A 22,204-nucleotide genomic window follows, 5' to 3' on the forward strand; every position below is an offset into this window, starting at 1 on the left:
CAGCGCTCGCCCCACCCGCACGTGTCGGCCACGTCGCGGTGGACCGTTCCGGATGCGGCGCCCCGGTGCGACCACGCGCAGCGCGGCCCCGCGTCGCCGGCGGTTCCGGATGCCGCGCCCCGGGCTCAGCGGCGGGGCGCGGCAACCGCGGGTGCTAGTGCCCGGCCTCGTCCCAATCGCCGCCGCGGCCGATCTGCACGTCGAGCGGAACCGACAGGTCGGCGGCGTCGGCCATGCGCGCGCGCACGATCTTCTCGACGTCGTCCCACTCCCCCGCCGCGACTTCGACCACGAGTTCGTCGTGGATCTGCAGCAGCACGCGCGAGCGCAGGTCGGCGTCGGCGAGATCGCGCTGGATATGGAACAGCGCAACCTTCATGATGTCGGCGGCGCTGCCCTGGATCGGGGCGTTGAGCGCGGCGCGCTCGGCGTTCTCGCGCAGCACGCGGTTCATGCTCGTGAGGTCGGGGAACGGCCGGCGTCGACCGAAGATCGTCTCGGTGTAGCCGTCTTGGCGGGCCTGCTCGACCGACCCGCGCAGGTAGTCGCGCACGGCGCCGAAGCGGGCGAAGTACTCGAGCATGAGCTTCTTGGCCTCGGACTGCTCGATGCGCAGCTGCTTCGACAGCCCGAACGCCGACAGGCCGTAGACCAGGCCGTACGACATCGCCTTGACCTTCGTGCGCATGGCCGGGGTGACCTCGGCCGGCTCGACGCCGAAGACGCGCGCGCCGACGAAGCGGTGCAGGTCTTCGCCCGAGTTGAAGGCCTCGATGAGCCCGGGGTCGCCCGACAGGTGCGCCATGATGCGCATCTCGATCTGCGAGTAGTCGGCGGTGAGGAGCGTCTCGTAGCCCTCGCCCACGACGAACGCCGCGCGGATGCGACGGCTCTCCTCGGTGCGGATCGGGATGTTCTGCAGGTTCGGGTCGGTGCTCGACAGGCGCCCGGTCTGGCTGCCGGTCTGCACGTAGGTGGTGTGAATGCGCCCGTCGGCACCGGTGGCCGTATCGAGCGCATCGATGATCTGCTTCAGCTTCGTCGCCTCGCGGTGGCGCAGCAGCAGGTCGAGGAAGGGATGCGGCGCGCTCTCTTGCAGGTCGGCGAGGGCCGCGGCATCCGTCGTGTATCCGCTCTTGGTCTTGCGGGTCTTCGGCAGCTGCAGCTCGTCGAACAGCACCTCCTGCAGCTGCTTCGGCGAACCGAGGTTGACCTCGTGACCGATCGCGGCGTAGGCGTCGCGCGCGAGCGCATCGGCGCGGGCGCCGAGCTCGGTCGAGAAGCTCGAGAGCTTCTCGTGCGAGACCGCGACACCGGCGAGCTCCATGTCGGCGAGGGCGGTGAGCGTGGGCAGTTCGATGTCGTCGAGCACGCTCGCGACCGTCTCGGGCATGTCGGCGCGCTGCGCCTCGGCGACGCGGCGCGTGAACCACGACAGCTGGCTGGGGGTCGCGCCCTCGGTCTCGGGAACCAACTGCGTCGGGTCGGCGACCGGCAGCTTCTCGTCGAGCATGCGCTCCACGAGGTCGCCGAGCGTCTTGTCGGGGAAGCTCGGGCGCACGAGCCACCCGGCGAGGATCACGTCGAACGCCACGCCGGCCACCGTCACGCCGTCGCGGGCGAGCGCCTTGATCTGGGGCTTCGCGTCGGCGAAGACCTTGGGGGCGTCGGATGCCAGCCACTCGGCCAGCGCGTCGCGCACCGCCGGCGTCCACTCGGCCTCGACCGCGGCGTCGGCCGAGGCGAGTCCGATCGCGGTGGGCGCGCCGTCGGCCAGCGTCACGGTGACCCCGACCTCGCCGGTGGCCGCCGCGGCCCACTCCGCGAGGGCAGCGGCATCGAGCTGCGCGGGCGTCGGAGCGGTCGCGGTGGGACGCTGCTCTTCGACGATGCCCGCGTCGCCGCCGAGCGCGTCGAACACGCGCGGCAACAGCGTGCGAAACTCGAGGCGAGCGAAGATGTCGCGGACGGCCTGGGCGTCGAGCGGGTGCATCTTCAGCTCGCCGGGGCCGACGGGGAGCTCGACGTCGCGCAGCAGACGGTTGAGCGAGCGGTTGCGGCGCACGCCGTCGATGTGCTCGCGCAGGTTGTTGCCCACCACGCCGGTGATCTTGTCGGCGTTCTCGAGCAGGGCATCGAGTGAGCCCCACTGGGTCAGCCACTTCACGGCGGTCTTCTCGCCGACCTTGGGCACGCCCGGCAGGTTGTCGCTCGTCTCGCCGACGAGGGCGGCGATCTCGGGGTACTGCGCGGGCGGCAGGCCGTACTTCTCGATGACGGCCTCGGTGTCGTAGCGCTTGAGCTGCGAGACGCCCTGCACATTGGGGTACAGCAGCGTGACGTCGTCGGTCACGAGCTGGATCGTGTCGCGATCACCCGAGCAGATCAGCACCGTGAAGCCCTGCTCCTCGCCCTGGGTGGCGAGGGTCGCGAGGATGTCGTCGGCCTCGAAATCCTCCTTGGTCAGCACCGGAACGCCCATCGCGCGCAGGCAGTCCTGCAGCAGCGGGATCTGCCCCTTGAACTCCGCGGGCGACTCGCTGCGGTTCGCCTTGTACTCGGCGTACTCGCGCGTGCGGAACGACTGCCGCGACGTGTCGAACGCCACGGCGAGATGAGTGGGCTTCTCGGCCTTCACGAGGTTCACGAACATCGACAGGAACCCGTAGATGCCGTTGGTGTGCTGGCCGTCCTTCGTCGAGAAGTTGTCGACCGGCAACGCGTAGAACGCCCGATAGGCCAGCGAGTGGCCGTCGACGACGAGGAGAGTAGGCTTTTCGGCATCCGTCACCCCTCCAGCGTAACGAGAACCACGGACACTCCCCCGGCCCGGCCCGATCGAAGGCGATGATGACCTCCACGACCCCTGACACGTCCGCCGGCCTCGACTGGGCGAAGCAGCGCGGAATGGGCGCCCTCGCCGAGAAGATGGGCATCGAATGGGTCGAGTTCACCGTCGACCGCTGCGTCGCCACCATGCCCGTCGAGGGCAACACCCAGCCCGTCGGCCTGCTGCACGGCGGGGCATACGTGGTGCTCGGCGAATCGCTCGGCTCGATGGCGGCGAACCTCTTCGCCGGTTCGGGGCGTCTGGCGGTCGGCATCGACATCAACGCCACGCACACCCGCTCGGCCACCTCGGGCATCGTCACGGGCGTCTGCACCCCGATCCACCTCGGCCGCTCGCTCACCGTGCACGAGATCGCGGTGTCCGACGAGCAGGGCCGCCGATGCTCGACGATCCGCATCACGAACCTCATCAAGGACGCCCCCGCGCGCTGATGGCGGGTGGAGGGCCCTGAGACTGTCGAAGGGTCGGGGTTTTGCGAGTGTCCGGTGGCTTCGACGGGCTCAGCCACCTGTGTCGCGAGGGCCCGCGCGTGACCGGTGGCTTCGACAGGCTCAGCCACCTGGTGCCGCGGATCACCGGGGCGAAACGACGAATGGATGCCACCGAAGTGGCATCCATTCCGTGTCAGAGAGCGTCAGGCCTTCTTGGGGGCCAGCTGCTCGATGATCGCCTTGGCGACGTCCTGCATGGTGAGGCGGCGGTCCATCGACGCCTTCTGGATCCAGCGGAAGGCCTCGGGCTCGCTCAGGCCCATCTTCTCGTTGAGCAGGCCCTTGGCCCGGTCGACGAGCTTGCGGGTCTCGAAGCGCTCGACCATGTCGGCGACCTCGGCCTCGAGCGTGATGATCTGCTCGTAGCGGGCCAGCGCGATCTCGATCGCCGGCAGCAGGTCGTTGGGCGTGAAGGGCTTGACCACGTAGGCCAGGGCGCCGGCCTCGCTCGCGCGCTCGACCAGCTCTTTCTGGCTGAACGCGGTGAGCAGCACCACGGGGGCGATGTGGTTCTTGCTGAGCTTCTCGGCGGCGCTGATGCCGTCGAGCTGCGGCATCTTGACGTCCATGATGACGAGGTCGGGGCGCAGTTCGGTGGCCAGCTGGACGGCGGTCTCGCCGTCGCCCGCTTCGCCCACGACGTCGTAGCCGTTGTCGCGGAGGATCTCGACGATGTCGAGGCGGATGAGCGACTCGTCTTCCGCGACGACGACGCGGCGGGGTGCGGTCGGGGCGGTAGCCGGAGCGGCTTCTTGATCAGTCACGGGACCATCCTAGAACGACGAATGCGGACAACCCCGGTCTCGACCGGGATGTGGGAAAGCGTGCCGGTGGTGGGACTCGAACCCACATGTCTTGCGACAAAGCATTTTGAGTGCTCCGCGTCTGCCATTCCGCCACACCGGCAGGTGTTGCGTTCCCAACTTACCGGGGGGAACGCGACGACGCGCGCCGGAGAACCGGCGCGCGTCGTCGGAGGGTCAGACCTCCTGGTAACCGGGAGCCGCACCGTGCACGGCGTCGCCCACGCGGTGCACGCGCAGGTCGTTGGTCGAGCCCGCGATTCCGGGAGGGGAACCCGAGATCACGACCACCTTGTCGCCGACCTTGGCCAGGTCGTGCGAGAGCAGGTAGTCGTCGACCTGCAGGAACATCTTGTCGGTGTGCGACACGTGCTCGACCAGGGTCGAGCGCACGCCCCACGTCAGCGCCAGGCGGCGGCGGATGCCGGGCTCGGGCGTGAACGCGATCATGGGGATCGTCGAACGCAGGCGCGACATGCGACGGGCCGAGTCGCCCGACTCGGTGAAGACGCAGAGGTACTTGGCCTCGACGAAGTCGGCGACCTCGACGGCGGCGAGGGTGATGGCGCCACCCTGCGTGCGGGGCTTGTTGGTCAGGGGCGCGATGCGCTCCAGGCCGTGCTCCTCGGTCGACTCGACGATGCGGGCCATCGTCTCGACGACGACGACCGGGTAGTCGCCGACGCTGGTCTCGCCCGAGAGCATCACGGCATCCGCGCCATCGAGCACGGCGTTGGCGACGTCGCTGGTCTCGGCGCGCGTGGGCACCGGGCTGTTGATCATCGACTCGAGCATCTGCGTCGCCACGATGACGGGCTTGGCCATGCGACGGGCGAGCTCGACCGCGCGCTTCTGCACGATCGGCACGGCCTCGAGCGGCAGCTCGACGCCGAGGTCGCCGCGGGCGACCATGATGCCGTCGAAGGCGTCGATGATCTCTTCGAGGTTGTCGACCGCCTGCGGCTTCTCGATCTTGGCGATGACGGGCACGTAGCGTCCCTCTTCGGCCATGATCTCGTGCACGCGCTCGATGTCCTTCGCGTCGCGCACGAACGACAGCGCGATGAGGTCGGCACCGGCGTTCAGACCCCAGCGGAGGTCGGCTTCGTCCTTCTCGCTCAGGGCGGGGACGTTGACGGCGACGCCGGGCAGGTTGATGCCCTTGTTGTTCGAGACCGGACCGCCCACGACGACGCGGGTGGTGACGACGGTGCCGTCGGTCTCGACGACCTCGACGCGCACCTTTCCGTCATCGATCAGCAGGAAGTCGCCGGGGCGGACGTCCTGGGGCAGACCCTTGAAGGTCGTGCCGACGATCTCTTTTGTGCCGAGGATGTCTTCGACGGTGATCTTGAAGATGTCGCCGGGCAGCAGGTCGTGGGGACCGTTCTCGAACTTGCCGAGGCGGATCTTCGGACCCTGCAGGTCGACGAGGGCGGCGACCGGGCGACCGGCGTCCTCCGCGGCCTTGCGCACATTGGCGAAGTTGGCGTCGTGCACGGAGTAATCTCCGTGGCTCAAGTTGAGGCGGGCGACGTCCACCCCGGCGTCGATGATGGCGCGAACCATCTCATACGACGACGTGGCGGGCCCGAGTGTTGCGACGATCTTGGCGCGTCTCATCCGTTTTCAAGCTCCGTGAGGATTTTCGGGAAGTGGCCGATCGGCCCTTGCCAGCTTAGGCGGGCAGGAGGCCGATGGCGACATCGGTCGGGCGCACCGGTGCGGGCAGCACCGTTTCGCCCATGAGGAACGTGTCGACCTCCGCGGCCGCGGCGCGACCCTCGGCGATGGCCCACACGATGAGGGACTGACCGCGACCCGCGTCGCCGGCCACGAACACGCCGGGCGTGGTGGTGGCGTACGTCGCGTCGCGCTCGAGGTTGCCGCGGTTCGTGAACTGCGTGCCGAGCTGCTGCTCGAGCGCCTCGCGCTCGGGGCCGGTGAAGCCCATGGCGATCAGCACGAGGTCGGCGGGGATCTCGCGCTCGGTGCCGCTCTTGGGCACGCGACGACCGTCGAGGTACTCGGTCTCGGCGACGCGCAGCGCGCGCACCTCGCCCGCGGCGTTGCCGAGGAACTCCACGGTGGAGGCGAGGAAGGTGCGCTCCCCGCCCTCTTCGTGAGCGGATGCCATCTCGAACAGGTTCGGCATCATCGGCCACGGCTGCTCGGCCGGGCGCTCCGACGGGGGCTGCTTGCCGATCGCGAGGTTGGTCACGCTCAGCGCGCCCTGACGGTGCGCGGTGCCGATGCAGTCGGCGCCGGTGTCGCCACCGCCGATGACCACGACGTGCTTGCCCTCGGCGGTGATCTGGTGCGGCACCTGGTCGCCCGCGACGGCCTTGTTGCCCTCGATGAGGTACTCCATCGCGTAGTGCACGCCGTCGAGGTCGCGGCCCGGGATCGCGAGGTCGCGCGGCACCGTGGAGCCGGTGGCCACCACGACCGCGTCGTAGCGCGCCCGCAGGTCGCTCCACGAGATGTCCTTGCCGATCTCGACGCCCGCGCGGAAACGCGTGCCCTCGGCCTGCATCTGGCGCAGGCGCAGCTCGAGGTGGCGCTTCTCCATCTTGAAGTCGGGGATGCCGTAGCGCAGCAGACCACCGATCCGGTCGTCGCGCTCGAACACCGCGACCGTGTGCCCGGCGCGCGTGAGCTGCTGGGCGGCGGCAAGTCCGGCGGGGCCGGAGCCGACGACGGCGACCGTCTTGCCGGTCAGGCGCTCGGGCGGCTCGGGCTCGACCCAGCCGTTGCCGAACGCCTCGTCGATGATCGAGACCTCGACCTGCTTGATCGTGACGGCCGGCTGGTTGATGCCGAGCACGCACGAGCTCTCGCAGGGCGCGGGGCACAGGCGACCGGTGAACTCCGGGAAGTTGTTGGTCGCGTGAAGGCGCTCGATGGCCGCACGGCCCTCGCCGCGCCACGTGAGGTCGTTCCACTCGGGGATCAGGTTCCCGAGCGGGCAGCCCTTGTGGCAGAACGGGATGCCGCAGTCCATGCAGCGACCGGCCTGGCGCTTGATGACGGCCGAATCACCCGGCTCGTACACCTCTTTCCAGTCCATGATGCGGACCGGAACGGGACGACGCTTCGGAAGCTCGCGCTCCGTGGTCTTGAGAAAACCTTTCGGGTCAGCCACCCGTCACCTCCAGAATGCGCTTCCAGACGACGTCGCCGTCGGGGTCGAGCCCCTCCGACACCGCCTCCTGGCGGGTCTGCAGCACGGCGGCGTAGTCGCGTGGCAGCACCCGGACGAAGTTGTCCACCTCGGTCTCGAACTCGTCGAGCAGACGACGGGCGAGGGTGGAATCGGTCTCCGCGACGTGCTTTTGGAGCAGGTCGCGCAGGATCTCGGCATCCCCCGCTCCGAGGGAACCGAGTTCGAGCTCACCGGATGCCATGGCCTCGCGGTTCACGAGGTCGCGGTCGAGCTTGTAGACGTAGGCCTGGCCGCCCGACATGCCGGCGCCGAGGTTGCGGCCCGTGGCGCCGAGGATCACGGCGAGACCACCGGTCATGTACTCGAGCGCGTGGTCGCCCACGCCCTCGACGACCGCGGTCGCACCCGAGTTGCGCACGAGGAAGCGCTCGCCTACGACGCCGTTGAGGAACATCTGCCCCTGCGTGGCGCCGTAGCCGATGACGTTTCCGGCGATGACGTTCTCGGACGCGGCGAAGGTCGAACCGCGCGGCGGGCGCACGACGATCGTGCCGCCCGACAGGCCCTTGCCGACGTAGTCGTTCGAGTCGCCCTCGAGGCGCAGCGTGATGCCGGCGGGCATGAACGCACCGAACGACTGTCCGGCCGAGCCGGTCAGGCGCACGTCGATCGAGTTCTCGGGCAGTCCGTGCTCGCCCCGCGCCTTGGTGACGTGGTGGCCGAGCATGGTCCCCACCGCGCGGGCCGTGTTGCGGATCGGCAGGTCGATCGTGAGCTGACCGCCGTGCGCGATGACGTCCTGCGCGCGCTCGATGAGCTGCACGTCGAAGTGCTCCTCGAGCTCGTGGTCCTGGTTGCGCGCGTGGCGGCGGGGCTCGTCGTCGGCGAAGCGGGGTCCTTCGAGGATCGGCGCGAGGTTGAGGCCGCGCGCCTTCCAATGCTGGATCGCCTCGTTGGCATCCAAGAGCTCCGAACGACCCACGATCTCGTCGATCGAGCGGTAGCCGAGGGCGGCGAGGTACTCGCGCACCTCCTGGGCGATGAACTCCATGAAGTTGACGACGTACTCGGCCTTGCCGGTGAAGCGCTCGCGCAGCACGGGGTTCTGCGTCGCGACGCCCACGGGGCAGGTGTCGAGGTGGCACACGCGCATCATGATGCAGCCCGAGACCACCAGCGGAGCGGTGGCGAAGCCGAACTCCTCGGCACCGAGCAGGGCCCCGATGATGACGTCGCGACCGGTCTTCATCTGACCGTCGACCTGCACGACGACGCGGTCGCGCATGCCGTTGAGCATGAGCGTCTGCTGCGTCTCGGCCAGGCCCAGCTCCCAGGGGGTGCCGGCGTGCTTGAGCGAGTTCATGGGGCTCGCGCCCGTGCCGCCGTCCTGACCGGAAACCAGGATGACGTCGCTCAGCGCCTTGGCGACACCCGCCGCGACCGCACCGATACCCGACTGGCTGACCAGCTTGGTGTGGATGCGGGCCGAGGGGTTGGCGCGCTTGAGGTCGAAGATGAGCTGCTTGAGGTCTTCGATCGAGTAGATGTCGTGGTGCGGCGGGGGCGAGATGAGCCCGACGCCCGCGGTCGCGTGGCGCGTGCGCGCCACCCACGGGTACACCTTGGTCGGCGGCAGCTGACCGCCCTCGCCGGGCTTGGCGCCCTGCGCGAGCTTGATCTGGATGTCGTCGGCCTTCGTCAGGTAGAGGCTCGTCACCCCGAAGCGACCGGATGCCACCTGCTTGATGGCACTGCGACGCTCGGGGTCGAGCAGACGGTCGACGTCTTCTCCGCCCTCACCGGTGTTCGACTTGCCGCCGATGCGGTTCATCGCGACGGCGAGCACCTCGTGCGCCTCTTTCGAGATCGAGCCGTAGCTCATCGCGCCGGTGGAGAAACGCTTGACGATCGCCGAGACGGGCTCGACCTCGTCGATCGGCACGGCCGGCCGCAGGCCCGTGCGCAGGCCGAACAGACCGCGCAGGGTCTTCAGCTCGTGCGCCTGGTCGTCGATCAGGTGCGTGTACTCGCGGAAGATGTCGTACCGGCGCTCGCGCGTGGCGTGCTGCAGACGGAAGACCGTGTCGGGGTTGAACAGGTGCGGGGCCCCGTCACGGCGCCACTGGTACTCGCCACCGGTCCACAGGCGCTCGTGCGCACGGGCCGCCGCGTCCTGCGGGTAGGCGTACTCGTGGCGCGCGGCGTTCTCGGCCGCGATGACGTCGAGTCCCACGCCGCCGAGCTTGGTCTCGGTGCCGGTGAAGTACGCGTCGATGAAGTCGCGCGACAGTCCCACGGCCTCGAACACCTGGGCGCCGGCGTACGACGACACGGTCGAGATGCCCATCTTCGACATGATCTTCAGCACGCCCTTGCCGAGCGCGTAGATCAGGTTCTTGACCGCCTTCTCGGGCGTGACGTTGGTGATGAAGCCCGCTCGCACCAGGTACTCGACGGTCTCCATCGCCAGGTACGGGTTGACCGCCGAGGCGCCGTAGCCGATGAGGGTCGCCACGTGGTGCACCTCGCGCACATCGCCGGCTTCGACCACGAGACCGACCTTCATGCGGGTCTCTTTGCGGATGAGGTGGTGGTGCACGGCCGCGAGCATGAGCAGCGACGGGATCGGCGCCAGGTCTTTGTTGGAGTCGCGGTCGCTGAGCACGATGAACTCGGCGCCGTCTTCGATGGCCTGGTCGACCTCGGTGCACATCTGCGTGAGGCGCTTCTGCAGACCTTTGTGTCCGGCCTCGACGCGGTAGAGACCGCGGATCGTCACCGACGACCGACCCGGCAGGGCGGTGTCGATGTGCTGGATCTTCGCGAGCTCGTCATTGTCGATGACGGGGAAGTCGAGGGTCACCGTGCGCGTGTGGTCGGGACCCCAGGCCAGCAGGTTGCGCTCGGGACCGAGACCGAGCGAGAGGGACGTGACGACCTCTTCGCGGATCGAGTCGAGCGGCGGGTTGGTGACCTGCGCGAACTGCTGCGAGAAGTAGTCGAACAGCAGACGAGGGCGGTCGCTGAGCACGGCGACGGGTGCGTCGCTGCCCATGGCGCCGAGCGGCTCGGTGCCGCCCTGACCCATGGGGGTCAGCAGCATGCGCACCTCTTCTTCGGTATAGCCGAAAGTGCGCTGGCGGCGCGTGATCGAGGCGATGGGGTGCACGATGTGCTCGCGCTCGGGCAGCTCGCTGAGCTTGACGCGGCCCTTGCTGACCCACTCGCCCCACGGCTGCGAGGCGGCGAGGTCGGCCTTGATCTCCTCGTCTTCGACGATGCGGCGCTGGGCCGTGTCGACGAGGAACATGCGGCCCGGCTGCAGGCGGCCGCGGCGCTTGATGCGCTCGGGCGCGAAGTCGAGCACACCGGTCTCGGAGCCGATGACCACGAGGCCGTCGGTCGTCTCGGTCCAGCGGCCCGGGCGCAGTCCGTTGCGGTCGAGGGTGGCGCCCACGAGCGTGCCGTCGGTGAAGATCAGCGCGGCGGGGCCGTCCCACGGCTCCATCTGCATGGAGTGGTAGTCGTAGAAGGCGCGCAGGTCGGGGTCGATCGTGGCCTGCTTCTCGTAGGCCTCGGGCACCATCATCATCACCGCGTGCGGCAGGCTGCGACCGGTCAAGGTCAGCAGCTCGAGCACCTCGTCGAACGACGCCGAGTCGCTCGCGCCCTCGGTGCAGATGGGCAGCAGGGGGCGAACGTCGCCGATGAGCTCGGACTCGAGCTGCGACTGACGCGCGCGCATCCAGTTGCGGTTTCCCTTGACGGTGTTGATCTCGCCGTTGTGCGCGAGCATGCGCAGCGGCTGCGCGAGCGGCCACGACGGGAACGTGTTCGTGGAGTATCGCGAGTGCACGACCGCGAGCTCCGAGGCGAAGCGCTCGTCGGAGAGGTCGGGGTAGAACGGCTCGAGCTGGAGCGTGGTGACCATACCCTTGTAGCCGAGCGTGCGGCTCGACAGCGACACGAAGTACGCCTGGAGCTCGTGACGCGCGCGCTTGCGCAGGCGGTAGACGCGGCGGTCGAGCGCGATGCCCGACAGCGCCGGCTCGTCGCCCGTGGCCGGGCGCGAGACGAACAGCTGCTCGAACGCGGGACGCGCCTCGAAGGCGAGCTTGCCGAGGTTCTCGGTCTCGACGGGCACCTCGCGCCAGCCGAGCACCTCGAGGTTCTCGTGGCGCGCGAGCTCTTCGATGCCCGACTTCATGGCCTGACGCTCGTCGTGGCCGAGCGGCAGGAAGATCATGCCCGCGGCGTACTCCCCCACCGGCGGCAGGTCGAAGTCGACGACCTCGCGCAGGAACGCGTCGGGCATCTGGGTCAGAATGCCGGCGCCGTCGCCCGTGCCCGCGTCGGAGCCGATGGCGCCACGGTGCTCGAGGTTGCGCAGCGCCGTCAGCGCCAGGTCGATGATGTCGTGACCGGCTTCGCCGCGGAGAGTGGCGACCATGGCGAGGCCACAGGCGTCTTTCTCGAACGACGGGTCGTACATTCCCTGTCGGGCGGGGAACGTGCCTCCGACGGTGTCGGAGCGCAGGCTGGAAGCCATATCAACCGTCCTCACGTTGATGCTTCGAATGGGACGACGTCGGCCCAGAGTGTTAGTTCGTGGCGGGGCTGCTTGTGGCGCTGGTGCCGACGGTGTCGCTCGTCGCGGGCGGCTCGCTCACGTCGACGAAGTCAGAGGGGTCGCCTGAGTCTACAGCCCCCGGAGCCTTCGACTCGCGCCCGGGCGCGTAGGGCGAGGGCTCGAGACCGAGGTGGCGACGCGACTGCACGATGAAGATCACGATGCCGAGGATCACGCCGAAGATCGCGGCCCACACGTTCGTGCGCAGCCCCAGGATGATGTCGCTCGGGTCGACGCGGATCGACTCCCACACGATGCGTCCGGCGGAGTACCAGACCAGGTAGATCGCGAACTGCTTGCCCCACTGCAGGGTGAAGCGTTTGCCGACGTAGAGGATGACCGCGGCGCCCAGCAGGTTCCAGATGACCTCGTAGGCGAAGGTGGGGTGGAACAGGGTGCCGGCGGGCAGGCCGACCGGGATGGCCGGGTTGCCGGAGTCGATCTGCAGACCCCAGGGCAGGTCGGTGGGCTGGCCGAAGAGCTCCTGGTTGAACCAGTTGCCGAAGCGACCCATGGCCTGGGCGATGATGAGGCCCGGCGCGAGCGCGTCGGCGAAGGTCCAGAAGCGGATGCCGGTCCACTTGCACCCGAGGAAGGCGCCGATCGCGCCGCCGATGAGGGCGCCGTAAATGGCGATGCCGCCCTCCCAGATGGCCCACACCGATCCGGGCTGCGTGATGTTCCACGGATTGGAGCCGGGGCCGAAGTAGAAGCCCGCGTGCGTGACCACGTGGTAGATGCGCGCCGCGACGATGGCGAGGGGCACCGCCAGCAGGCAGATGTCGATGACGACCCACTTCTCGGCCCCGCGACGCGTCAGACGCGCGTTCGTGAGGAACACCGCGACGATGATGCCCGCGACGATGCACAGGGCATAGAAGTGGATGCGGAGCGGACCGAGATCGACGTAGGAGATCGTCGGGCTCGGGATGCTGGCGAGCACGCCGGAGGCGGCGCTCGAGAGGGCGAACGTCATGCAGATGAGTCTAGGCGCGCTTCGAAGCGCCCGCGGACAGCTCCTTCGCGAGCGAGGAGAGCCCCTCGACGCCGCCGTCGCGGAGCGCTTTGACCAACGCGGTTCCGACGATCGCGCCGTCGGCGTACTCGACGACACCCGCGACCTGCTCGGCGTTCGAGATGCCGATCCCGACGCATGCGTGGGCGGCACCGAACGAGCGCAGGCGCTCGACGAGGTTCCGCGCGGCGGCGTCGAGCGAGGTGCGCTCCCCCGTGATGCCCATGGTCGACACGGTGTAGACGAAGCCGGTGGAGGCCTCGACGATCATCTTCAAACGCTCGTCCGACGAGGTGGGGGCGGCGAGGAACACGCGGTCGAGGCCGGCGCGCTTGCTCGTCTCGATCCACTGCGATGCGGCATCCGGGGTCACATCGGGCGTGATGAGGCCCGCACCGCCCGCGGCGACGAGCTCGTCGGCGTAGCGGTCGACGCCGTACTGCTCGACGAGGTTCCAGTAGGTCATCACGAGGACCGGCACGTCGGTGCGCGCGGTGACCTCGCGGATGATCGAGAACAGGTCGCGCATGCGGAACCCGTTCGCGAGCGCCGTCTGCGTGGCCTCCTGGATGACCAGGCCGTCCATCACCGGGTCGCTGTAGGGCGGGCCGAGCTCGATGACGTCGGCGCCGGCCTCGGCCAGCGCGACGGCCGCCTCGATGCTGGTCGCGACGTCGGGGAAGCCCGCGGGCAGGTAGCCGACGAAGGCACCACGGCCCTCGGCGTGGGCGGCGTCGATGGCCGCCGAGACGCGAGAGGTCACAGCTCGACTCCCGCGCCGCTGGCGGCGTCCGGGGCCGGGGTCACGTCGACGGGCGAGCCGGGGGCGGATGCCACCGTCTCCGCAGCACGCGTCTGCGCGGAGCCCTCGGGACCCTCGGCCGCGTGCTCGGCGTCGTACAGGTCGAAGTAGCGCGCCGCGGTGTCCATGTCTTTGTCGCCGCGACCCGAGAGGTTGATGGCGATCACGGCATCCGGACCCAACTCGCGACCGATGCGCAGGGCTCCGGCGAGGGCGTGGGCCGACTCGATGGCCGGGATGATGCCCTCGGTGCGCGAGAGCAGGCGCAGGGCCTGCATGGCCTCGTCGTCGGTGGCGGGGATGTACTGGGCGCGGCCGATGTCGGCGAGCCACGCGTGCTCGGGACCGACGCCCGGGTAGTCGAGTCCGGCCGAGATGGAGTGCGACTCGGTGGTCTGGCCGTCTTCGTCCTGCAGCACGTAGGTGCGCGCACCGTGCAGGACGCCGGGGCGACCCCGCTCGATCGAGGCCGCGTGCTTGGGGGTGTCGACGCCGTCGCCCGCCGCCTCGACGCCGTAGAGGGCCACGCCCTCGTCGTCGAGGAACGCGTCGAACATGCCGATCGCGTTCGATCCGCCGCCGACGCACGCGAACACGGCGTCGGGGAGGCGGCCGAGGCGCTCGAGGAACTCCGCGCGGGTCTCTTCGCCGATGATCTTCTGGAAGTCACGCACCATCGCCGGGAAGGGGTGCGGGCCCGCGGCGGTGCCGAAGATGTAGTTGGTCGTCTCGACTGAGGCGACCCAGTCGCGGTAGGCCTCGTTGATCGCGTCTTTCAGTGTGCGCGAGCCCGTCGTGACGGGGATGACCTCGGCGCCGAGAAGGCGCATGCGGGCCACGTTGAGCGCCTGGCGCTCGGTGTCGACCTCGCCCATGTAGACGACGCACTCGAGGCCGAACAGGGCCGCGGCGGTGGCGGTGGCGACGCCGTGCTGTCCGGCGCCGGTCTCGGCGATCACGCGCGTCTTGCCGAGGCGCTTGGTCAGCAGCGCCTGGCCCAGCACGTTGTTGATCTTGTGCGAGCCGGTGTGGTTGAGGTCTTCGCGCTTGAGGAAGACGCGCGCGCCTCCCGCGTGCGCGGCGAAGCGCGGCACCTCGGTGAGCACCGAGGGGCGACCCGCGTAGTCGTGCAGCAGAGCCCGCAGCTCGGTGTGGAACTCCGGGTCGGCCATCGCCGACTCGTAGACCGCGGTGAGCTCGTCGATCGCCGCGATGAGCGATTCGGGCATGTAGCGCCCGCCGAAGTCGCCGAAGAACGGCCCCTTCTGGTCGCGCAGCTTCTGGTCGGGCACGGTGGTCATCAGGACTCCTGGAGGAACGCGCGGAGCGTGGCGACGGGGTCGCCGGTGACGAGGGCCTCGCCCACGAGCACGACGTCGGCACCCGCCGCGCGGTAGTGCGCCACGTCGGCGGGGGCGAGGACGGCCGATTCGGCGATCTTCACGGCATCCGCGGGGAAACGCTCGACCAGCGAACCGAACAGGTCGCGGTCGAGCTCGAAGGTCGACAGGTTGCGCGCGTTGACGCCGATGAGCTTCGCGCCCAGCTGCGACGCGCGCTCGAGCTCATCGGCCGAGTGCGTCTCGACGAGGGCGGTCATGCCCAGGTCGGTGACGAGGCCGTAAAGCTCTGCGAGGGTCTTGTCGTCGAGGGCCGCGACGATGAGCAGTACCAGGTCGGCGCCCGACGCGCGGGCCTCGAGCACCTGGTACGGCGTCGCGATGAAGTCCTTGCGCAGCACGGGAACGCTGACGGCGGCACGAACGGCCTCGAGGTCGGCGAGGCTGCCCTTGAACTTGCGCGCCTCGGTGAGCACCGAGATCGCCGAGGCCCCGCCCTCTTCGTACAGGCGTGCCTGACGAGCGGGGTCGGGGATCGAGGCGAGGTCGCCGCGCGAGGGGCTCGCGCGCTTGACCTCGGCGATGATCTTCACGCGGTCGGCGGGGGCGAGCATCGCGAGGGCATCGCGAGCCGGGGTCTGCGCGAGGGCGTCGCGCTCGACCTCCGCGAGCGGACGCGCCTGGGCGCGCTGCTCGGCGTCTTCCACCGCTCCGGCCGTGAGATCGGCCAGCACGATCAGTGGGCCTTCGGGTTGGACTTCGCGCCGTTCGCGCCGTAACCGGCCTTGGTCATGACGAAGCCGACGATCGCGCCGACCACGAGCAGACCCACGGACGCCCACACCATGACCGGCATGTCGAACCAGAAGAACAGCGTGCCGAGCGTGATCGCGACCAGCATGATGATCACGGTCGTCCAGGCGGCGGGCGAGTGTCCGTGGCCGGGATCGCCGATGGGGTTGCTCATGGGGCTCCTTACAGTCGCGCGCAGCGCGGGGGAAAGCGTGCGTCCAGTCTACCGAAACGGTGGTGCCGTCCCCGCGCCGACGTCTCGATGTCGCGAGGATCGCTCAGGCGGTGGGGTCGTCGCCGCGCGAGAGGTCGTCCCACGAGTCGATCGCGTCGTGCGGACGACCGGTGCCGGTCGCCGCGGCCTCCTCGGCCGTGCGGTACTTGCGGCTCGCGCCCGAGGCCCAGCGTCGCGCCGTGACGAGGGTGAAGACGGATGCCGCGAGCAGCACGACCTGCGCGACGAAGGTCACGGCCGGCCACGGCGTGAGCGAGAGGTCTTGGACCAGCGCTCCCACGGCATCCGTGCCCGAGATCCCCGTCGCATCGGTGACGGTCGCCGCGGTCGCCGACACGGGGGTGGCGAACAGCAGCTGCGCGGTGCCGAACCCGACGAGGGCGGCGATGAGCACGCCGAGCGCGCCGAAGACGTACCGCATGACGGGGCCGACGATCGAGAGGGCGGCGCCCAGGGCGAGGGCGGCGAGGCTCAGCGGGGTGAGCACGGGCAGGGCCTCGGCGCCGGGCACCGCGAGCGTCTGCTGCGATCCGTCGTCGAGGGTGACGTCGATCCAGGTCTGCGTCGACGCGATCACCCCGATCGCGCCGGTCAGGAGCATCGCGAGCACCGCCGTGGAGCGGGCGCGACGCATCAGCGCTCCCCCACGACCGGGTGCAGGTCGTCGGAGTCGAAGCAGGTGTGGTCGCCGGTGTGGCACGCGGCGCCGATCTGGTCGACCTCGATCAGCAGGGTGTCGCCGTCGCAGTCCAGGCGCGCGCCCTTGACCAGCTGGATGTGGCCCGAGGTGTCGCCCTTGCGCCAGTACTCCTGACGCGAACGCGACCAGAACGTCACGCGGCCCGTGGTGAGCGTGCGGTTGAGGGCCTCGGCATCCATCCATCCGACCATCAGCACCTCGCGCGAATCGAACTGCTGGATGACCGCGGCCACCAGACCGTCGGCGTCGTACTTCACACGGTCGACGCTCATCGGCGCACCTCGATCCCTTCGGCGGCCATGGCGTCTTTGACCTGTCCCACGGTGAGCTGGCCGGAGTGGAACACGGATGCCGCGAGCACGGCGTCGGCGCCGGCCTGCACGGCCGGGGCGAAGTGCTCGAGCGCGCCAGCCCCGCCCGAGGCGATGACGGGGACCGCGGCGACCTGGCGCATGAGGCGCACGAGCTCGAGGTCGAAGCCCTGCTTCGTGCCGTCGGCGTCGATCGAGTTGACGAGAAGTTCGCCGGCTCCGCGCTCGACCGCCTCGCGCGCCCACTCGAGGGCGTCGAGGGTCGTCTCGGTGCGGCCGCCGTGGGTGGTCACGACGAAGCCCGAGGGGGTGGATGCCGCCCGCTTGACGTCGAGCGAGAGCACGATCACCTGCGCGCCGAAGCGGTCGGCGATCTCATCGATCAGGGCGGGCCGTGCGATCGCGGCCGAGTTGACGCCGATCTTGTCGGCGCCGACCGCGAGCAGGCGGGCGACGTCGTCGCTCGAGCGCACTCCCCCGCCGACGGTCAGCGGGATGAAGACCTGCTCGGCCGTGCGGCGCACGACGTCGTAGGTCGTCGAGCGCTCGTCGACCGTGGCGGTCACGTCGAGGAAGGTGACCTCGTCGGCGCCCTGCTCGAAGTACAACTTCGCGAGCTCGACGGGGTCGCCCATGTCGCGCAGGTCGAGGAAGTTGACGCCCTTGACGACGCGGCCCGCGGCGACGTCGAGGCAGGGGATGACGCGACGCGCGAGGGTCATCAGAGCCTCGCGGCGAGGATCTCGGTGACGAGGATCGCGCGCGCGCCGATCGCGTAGAGGGCGTCCATGACCTGGTTGACGTCGCGGCGCGGGCTCATGACCCGCACGGCCACCCACTCGGGGTCGCGCAGCGGCGAGATCGTGGGCGACTCCAGGCCCGGGGCCACGGCGACGGCCTGCTCGATCAGGTGAGCGGGCAGGTCGTAATCGATCAGCACGTAGGTGCGGGCGGCGAGCACGCCGCGCAGGCGGCGCAGCAGCGTCTCGGTGCCCTCGGCCTCCTGGGGACCGGCGATCAGCACGGCGTCGGACTGGAGCAGGACCGGCCCGAAGATCTCGAGCCCGGCCTGGCGCAGCGTGGTTCCGGTCGAGACGACGTCGGCCACGGCATCCGCCACCCCGAGCTGCACGGCGGATTCGACCGCACCGTCGAGCGGGACGATGTCGACGGCGATGCCGCGCTCGTCGAGGAAGGCGTCGACCAGTCCCGGGTAGGCCGTCGCGACGCGCAGACCCTCGAGGTCGGCGATGTCGGTGAAGCGACCGGGGCGACCGGCGAAGCGGAACGTCGAACCGGCGAAGCCGAGCGACTCCACCTCGCGCGCGCCGGGCATGCGGGCGTCGAGCAGCAGGTCGCGGCCGGTGATGCCGACGTCGAGCGCACCCGAGCCGACATAGGTCGCGATGTCACGCGGGCGGAGGTAGAAGAACTCGACCTCGTTCACGGGGTCGACGGTGTACAGGTCTTTCGAGTCGCGACGTCCGGTGTAACCGGCCTCCGAGAGCATCTCGGCGGCGGTCTCGGCGAGCGACCCCTTGTTCGGCACGGCGATTCGCAGCATGACGGGGGCTTTCGTGTTGTGTGAGCTGGAGGGGGAAGAGTGCGGCTCAGAGATGTCGGTAGACGTCCTGGAGCGACAGGCCCTTCGCGAGCATGAGCGTCTGCAGGTGGTAGAGCAGCTGCGAGATCTCTTCGGCGGCGGCCTCGTCGCTCTCGTACTCGGCGGCCATCCACACCTCGGCGGCCTCTTCGACGATCTTCTTGCCGATGGCGTGCACGCCGGCATCCAGCTGAGCGACGGTGCCGGAGCCGGCGGGTCGCTCGACGGCCTTGGCGCTGAGTTCCGCGAACAGGTCGTCGAAAGTTTTCACGGTTCCAGGGTATCGGGTCGGCGGGGGTGGGGCTGTCCGCGGCGTGTGCGCGCGGGGCGGGGAGCGTTTCCCGAGCGTGGAGTTCGCCGGCCGGGCTCAGTGGCGGTGGTGGGCGGCCGAGGCGCGCAGCGACTGGATCGCGCGGTCGGGGTCGTCGGCGCCGAATACCGCGGAGCCCGCGACGAACGTGTCGGCCCCGGCCTCTGCGGCCTGGGCGATCGTGGATTCGCCGATGCCGCCGTCGACCTGCAGCCAGACGCTGGCCCCGCGGCGCTTCGCCTCGTCGGCGAGGGAGCGCAGCTTCGGCATGGTCTCGGGCATGAACGACTGCCCCCCGAAGCCGGGCTCGACGGTCATCACGAGGATCTGGTCGAACTCGTTGAGCGAGTCGAAGAGGTTCTCGACCGGGGTTCCGGGCTTCACGGCCACTCCGGCCCGCGCGCCCATCGAGCGCAGCTGCCGGGCGAGCGCGACGGGAGACGCCGCGGCCTCGAGATGGAAGGTCACGGATGCCGCACCCAGCTCGGCGTACGCCGGAGCCCAGCGGTCGGGGTCGTCGATCATCAGGTGCACGTCCAGCGGAACGGGGCTGGTCTCCTGGATGCGGCCCACCATCTGCGGCCCGAACGTGAGGTTCGGAACGAAGTGGTTGTCCATCACGTCGACGTGCACGAAGTCGGCTCCCGCGATGCGCGCGAGCTCGGCCTCCATGTTCACGAAGTCGGCGGCGAGGATGCTCGGGTTGATGCGCGGGGCGTCGGTAGGCACCCGACCATTATGGGCGCCGGTGCGGATCGCGTGAGTCGCCAGAGTTCGTCGCTTCGCGGATTACGGAAGCGACAGGTCTTGGCGACTCACGCGGGGGCTCGCGCGGGACGGACGCGGTTCAGCGCTTGCGCAGCAGCGCGATCGACATCGCGTCGGTGCCGTGCCGGTGCGGCCACAGCTGCGCCCGCAGCGACCCGTCGGCCTGGTCGGGCAGGTCGATCTCGACCTCGGCGATCTCACGCACCACCGCGCGCGCGTCGAGCTCTTCGACCGCGTCGCCGAGCGCACGCTTCACCTCGGCGAGCACGCCCGAGGTCTCGGCCAGGTGCGGCGAGCACGTGACGTAGGCCACGACTCCCCCGGGCTTCAGGGCCTCGAAGGCGGCGAGCACGAGTTCCTGCTGCAGTGCGGTGAGGTCGGGCACGTCGGCCGGCGTCTTGCGCCAGCGCGCCTCGGGCCGGCGTCGCAGAGCGCCGATGCCGGTGCACGGGGCGTCGACGAGGACGCGGTCGTACTCCCCCGGCATCCGCGCCGCGCGCTCGCGCCCGTCCTCTTCGCTCACCTCGACGTCGAGGGGCACGGATGCCACGGCCTGGCGCACCAGCCCCGCTCGCGCCGGGGCGATCTCGTTGGCGTCGAGCGTCGCCCCGTGGGCGAGGGCTTCGGCGGCAAGCAACGCGGTCTTGCCGCCGGGCCCGGCGCACAGGTCGAGCCAGCGCTCGCCCTCGCGCACGGGAAGGGCACGGCTGAGGGCGAGGGCGGCGAGCTGCGACCCTTCGTCCTGCACGCGGATCGTGCCGCCCGACGAGCGGATCAGCCCCTCGGGGTCTCCCCCACGGGTGGTGAACGCGGTCGGGGCGTACCTCGTGGGGGTCGCGTCCTCCGGCACCTCCGCGAGGCCGGGCAGGGCGATCATCGCCACGCGCGGCGCGACGTTGTCGGCCTCGAGCAGTCCGTCGAGCTCGTCGGCGCGCCCCTCGGCGGTGAGGGCGCGGCGCAGCGCCCGCACGATCCACACCGGGTGCGAGGTCGTCAGGCCGAGGCGCTCGTCGTCGCTGCGCGCGGCCGCCGAGATGGTCTGCATCCACTGCCCCGGATTGTCGCGCGACACCCGGCGCAGCACCGCGTTGGCGAAGCCCGCGGCTCCACGGCCCCCGCCGTGCCGACGCGCGAGCTCGACCGATTCGTTCACCGCGGCGTGCGAGGCGACGCGGGTCGACAGCAGCTGATGCACGCCCAGGCGGAGGGCGTCGAGCACGGCCGGGTCGATCCGATCGACCGTGCGGTCGGCGGCGGAGGCGATGATCGCGTCGTACGTGCCCCGTCGGCGCAGGGTGCCGTAGGTCAGCTCGGTCGCGAGACCTGCGTCTTTGGCATCCAGTTTCTGACGGGTGATCGCGTGCGGCAGCAGCAGGTTGGCGTACGCCTCGTCACCCGAGACGGCGCGCAGCACCTCGTAGGCCACGGCACGGGCTCCCTGCACGTTCATGCGCCGAGCTCCGGCTCGTCGGTGCGGAGGCCGCGGAACCAATCACTCGCGTTCATCGCTCCCTTTCCTGCGGGTTGCACGGTGTCGAGGCGCAACGGTGTGGTCCCCGTGCCGACGACGACGTCTTTCCCGGATGCCGCGACCCGGCCCGGCGGCAACGGGGGCGCATCGGCGGGGGCGGCGCGCAGCACCTTGAAGCGCGCTCCGTCGAGGGTGGTGTGGGCCCCGGGTTCGGGCGTGACTCCGGCGATCTGGTGCAGGAGGCTCTCGGCATCCCGGGTGAGATCGAGGGCTCCGTCGTCGAGGGTGAGCTTGGGCGCGAGGGTCGGCTCGCCCTGCTGCGCCGTCGCGGTCGCCGAGCCGTCGGCGATGCCGTCGACCACGCGGGCCAGCAGCGGAGCCCCGATCTCGGCGAGGTCGTCGAGCACCGTGGCCGAGGTGGCCCCGACCGGTACCTCGTAGCGCTCCTCGGCGAAGACGTCGCCCGCGTCGAGCGCGGCGACGAGCTGGAAGACGCTCGCGCCCGTGACCGCATCGCCCGCCATGAGCGCGCGCTGCACGGGGGCGGCGCCGCGCCAGCGCGGGAGCAGCGAGAAGTGCAGGTTGATCCAGCCGTGCGCGGGCGTCGACAGCAGCGGTTCGCGCACGAGTCCGCCGTAGGCCACGATCACCCCGAGCTCGGGCTCGAGCTCCGCGATGCGGGCGGTGACGTCGGCGTCGAGGCGGTCGGCCTTGATGATCGGCAGACCGAGGTCTTCGGCGGCCTGCGCGACCGGCGACGGCGTGAGCACGCGCTTACGGCCGAGGGGCGCGTCGTCGCGCGTGACGACCGCGACAATCTCGTGCGGCCCCGACGCGAGGGCGCGCAGGGAGGGGACGGCGACGGCGGGTGTGCCGGCGAAGACGAGGCGCATGGGTCTCCTCAGAGTCTCGGGGT

General features: G+C 70.2%; 19 protein-coding genes and 1 tRNA gene. 1 reads left to right on the top strand and 19 read right to left on the bottom strand.

What is annotated here, in order from left to right; all coding sequences use genetic code 11:
• Window positions 1-154: 154 nt before the first annotated feature.
• Window positions 155-2,791 (bottom strand): DNA polymerase I, encoded by a 2,637-nt coding sequence (gene polA / locus RWH43_RS13885; protein ID WP_144833389.1) that lies wholly within the window; start codon window positions 2,789-2,791, stop codon window positions 155-157.
• A gap of 59 nt (window positions 2,792-2,850) precedes the next feature.
• Between polA and RWH43_RS13890 the strand changes: the two genes are divergently transcribed.
• On the top strand, window positions 2,851-3,282 hold the full coding sequence (locus tag RWH43_RS13890) for a hotdog fold thioesterase (RefSeq protein ID WP_251507320.1): 432 nt from the start codon (window positions 2,851-2,853) through the stop codon (window positions 3,280-3,282).
• A 203-nt stretch (window positions 3,283-3,485) separates the two neighbouring features.
• On the opposite strand, the gene RWH43_RS13895 is transcribed toward RWH43_RS13890, so the two are convergent.
• From RWH43_RS13895 to fmt, 18 genes are all read right to left on the bottom strand, one after another.
• The gene (locus RWH43_RS13895) at window positions 3,486-4,106 is read right to left on the bottom strand and encodes an ANTAR domain-containing response regulator (RefSeq protein WP_144833393.1); all 621 of its coding nucleotides are present in this window, start codon (window positions 4,104-4,106) and stop codon (window positions 3,486-3,488) included.
• A gap of 61 nt (window positions 4,107-4,167) precedes the next feature.
• Window positions 4,168-4,248: transfer RNA gene (locus tag RWH43_RS13900), tRNA-Leu, on the bottom strand.
• A 74-nt stretch (window positions 4,249-4,322) separates the two neighbouring features.
• The gene (gene pyk / locus RWH43_RS13905; RefSeq protein WP_144833395.1) at window positions 4,323-5,768 is read right to left on the bottom strand and encodes a pyruvate kinase; all 1,446 of its coding nucleotides are present in this window, start codon (window positions 5,766-5,768) and stop codon (window positions 4,323-4,325) included.
• Window positions 5,769-5,823: 55 nt separating this feature from the next.
• Window positions 5,824-7,290: a glutamate synthase subunit beta gene (locus RWH43_RS13910; protein WP_144833397.1), complete on the bottom strand. Its 1,467-nt coding sequence runs from the start codon at window positions 7,288-7,290 to the stop codon at window positions 5,824-5,826.
• A complete protein-coding gene (gene gltB / locus RWH43_RS13915; RefSeq protein ID WP_316001760.1) occupies window positions 7,283-11,860 on the bottom strand; it encodes a glutamate synthase large subunit in 4,578 nt (1,525 codons plus the stop codon). Before gltB ends, RWH43_RS13910 begins: the two co-directional genes overlap by 8 nt.
• A 52-nt stretch (window positions 11,861-11,912) precedes the next feature.
• The gene (gene lgt, locus RWH43_RS13920) at window positions 11,913-12,917 is read right to left on the bottom strand and encodes a prolipoprotein diacylglyceryl transferase (RefSeq protein WP_230704608.1); all 1,005 of its coding nucleotides are present in this window, start codon (window positions 12,915-12,917) and stop codon (window positions 11,913-11,915) included.
• 10 nt (window positions 12,918-12,927) lie between these two features.
• On the bottom strand, window positions 12,928-13,719 hold the full coding sequence (trpA, locus tag RWH43_RS13925) for a tryptophan synthase subunit alpha (protein ID WP_230704609.1): 792 nt from the start codon (window positions 13,717-13,719) through the stop codon (window positions 12,928-12,930).
• Window positions 13,716-15,059: a tryptophan synthase subunit beta gene (trpB, locus tag RWH43_RS13930; protein ID WP_316001761.1), complete on the bottom strand. Its 1,344-nt coding sequence runs from the start codon at window positions 15,057-15,059 to the stop codon at window positions 13,716-13,718. Before trpB ends, trpA begins: the two co-directional genes overlap by 4 nt.
• The gene (gene trpC / locus RWH43_RS13935) at window positions 15,059-15,832 is read right to left on the bottom strand and encodes an indole-3-glycerol phosphate synthase TrpC (protein WP_144833408.1); all 774 of its coding nucleotides are present in this window, start codon (window positions 15,830-15,832) and stop codon (window positions 15,059-15,061) included. Before trpC ends, trpB begins: the two co-directional genes overlap by 1 nt.
• A 2-nt stretch (window positions 15,833-15,834) precedes the next feature.
• Window positions 15,835-16,065, bottom strand: coding sequence for a DUF6704 family protein (locus tag RWH43_RS13940; protein ID WP_144833410.1), 231 nt, complete (start codon window positions 16,063-16,065; stop codon window positions 15,835-15,837).
• A gap of 103 nt (window positions 16,066-16,168) precedes the next feature.
• A complete protein-coding gene (locus tag RWH43_RS13945; protein WP_154096671.1) occupies window positions 16,169-16,759 on the bottom strand; it encodes a Trp biosynthesis-associated membrane protein in 591 nt (196 codons plus the stop codon).
• Window positions 16,759-17,097 carry a phosphoribosyl-AMP cyclohydrolase gene (gene hisI, locus RWH43_RS13950; protein WP_144833413.1) on the bottom strand — a complete coding sequence of 113 codons (339 nt, stop codon included), beginning with the start codon at window positions 17,095-17,097 and terminating at the stop codon, window positions 16,759-16,761. The genes RWH43_RS13945 and hisI overlap by 1 nt, the downstream gene beginning before the upstream one ends.
• Complete coding sequence (gene hisF / locus RWH43_RS13955; protein WP_056231813.1) at window positions 17,094-17,858, bottom strand: imidazole glycerol phosphate synthase subunit HisF; 765 nt, start codon at window positions 17,856-17,858, stop codon at window positions 17,094-17,096. The genes hisI and hisF overlap by 4 nt, the downstream gene beginning before the upstream one ends.
• Complete coding sequence (gene hisG, locus RWH43_RS13960; RefSeq protein ID WP_316001762.1) at window positions 17,858-18,700, bottom strand: ATP phosphoribosyltransferase; 843 nt, start codon at window positions 18,698-18,700, stop codon at window positions 17,858-17,860. Before hisG ends, hisF begins: the two co-directional genes overlap by 1 nt.
• A gap of 46 nt (window positions 18,701-18,746) precedes the next feature.
• Complete coding sequence (locus tag RWH43_RS13965; protein ID WP_056231808.1) at window positions 18,747-19,010, bottom strand: phosphoribosyl-ATP diphosphatase; 264 nt, start codon at window positions 19,008-19,010, stop codon at window positions 18,747-18,749.
• Between the two features lie 96 nt (window positions 19,011-19,106).
• A complete protein-coding gene (gene rpe, locus RWH43_RS13970) occupies window positions 19,107-19,778 on the bottom strand; it encodes a ribulose-phosphate 3-epimerase (protein ID WP_144833419.1) in 672 nt (223 codons plus the stop codon).
• A gap of 118 nt (window positions 19,779-19,896) precedes the next feature.
• The gene (locus RWH43_RS13975; RefSeq protein WP_316001763.1) at window positions 19,897-21,267 is read right to left on the bottom strand and encodes an RsmB/NOP family class I SAM-dependent RNA methyltransferase; all 1,371 of its coding nucleotides are present in this window, start codon (window positions 21,265-21,267) and stop codon (window positions 19,897-19,899) included.
• A complete protein-coding gene (gene fmt / locus RWH43_RS13980; protein ID WP_316001764.1) occupies window positions 21,264-22,181 on the bottom strand; it encodes a methionyl-tRNA formyltransferase in 918 nt (305 codons plus the stop codon). The genes RWH43_RS13975 and fmt overlap by 4 nt, the downstream gene beginning before the upstream one ends.
• Between the last annotated feature and the right edge of the window lie 23 nt (window positions 22,182-22,204).

It is taken from the genome of Microbacterium algihabitans (genome assembly GCF_032464975.1).
GTDB classification, from domain to species: domain Bacteria; phylum Actinomycetota; class Actinomycetes; order Actinomycetales; family Microbacteriaceae; genus Microbacterium; species Microbacterium algihabitans.

Coding starts and splice junctions, on each gene's coding strand:
- fmt (WP_316001764.1), bottom strand. CDS start 22,181: ATGCGCCTCGTCTTCGCCGGCACACCCGCCGTCGCCGTCCCCTCCCTG.
- RWH43_RS13975 (WP_316001763.1), bottom strand. CDS start 21,267: ATGAACGTGCAGGGAGCCCGTGCCGTGGCCTACGAGGTGCTGCGCGCC.
- RWH43_RS13945 (WP_154096671.1), bottom strand. CDS start 16,759: ATGCGTCGCGCCCGCTCCACGGCGGTGCTCGCGATGCTCCTGACCGGC.
- hisI (WP_144833413.1), bottom strand. CDS start 17,097: ATGAGCGTCGACCGTGTGAAGTACGACGCCGACGGTCTGGTGGCCGCG.
- RWH43_RS13940 (WP_144833410.1), bottom strand. CDS start 16,065: ATGAGCAACCCCATCGGCGATCCCGGCCACGGACACTCGCCCGCCGCC.
- pyk (WP_144833395.1), bottom strand. CDS start 5,768: ATGAGACGCGCCAAGATCGTCGCAACACTCGGGCCCGCCACGTCGTCG.
- gltB (WP_316001760.1), bottom strand. CDS start 11,860: ATGGCTTCCAGCCTGCGCTCCGACACCGTCGGAGGCACGTTCCCCGCC.
- hisG (WP_316001762.1), bottom strand. CDS start 18,700: ATGCTGCGAATCGCCGTGCCGAACAAGGGGTCGCTCGCCGAGACCGCC.
- lgt (WP_230704608.1), bottom strand. CDS start 12,917: ATGACGTTCGCCCTCTCGAGCGCCGCCTCCGGCGTGCTCGCCAGCATC.
- RWH43_RS13890 (WP_251507320.1), top strand. CDS start 2,851: ATGACCTCCACGACCCCTGACACGTCCGCCGGCCTCGACTGGGCGAAG.
- hisF (WP_056231813.1), bottom strand. CDS start 17,858: ATGACCCTCGCGCGTCGCGTCATCCCCTGCCTCGACGTCGCCGCGGGC.
- trpB (WP_316001761.1), bottom strand. CDS start 15,059: ATGACCACCGTGCCCGACCAGAAGCTGCGCGACCAGAAGGGGCCGTTC.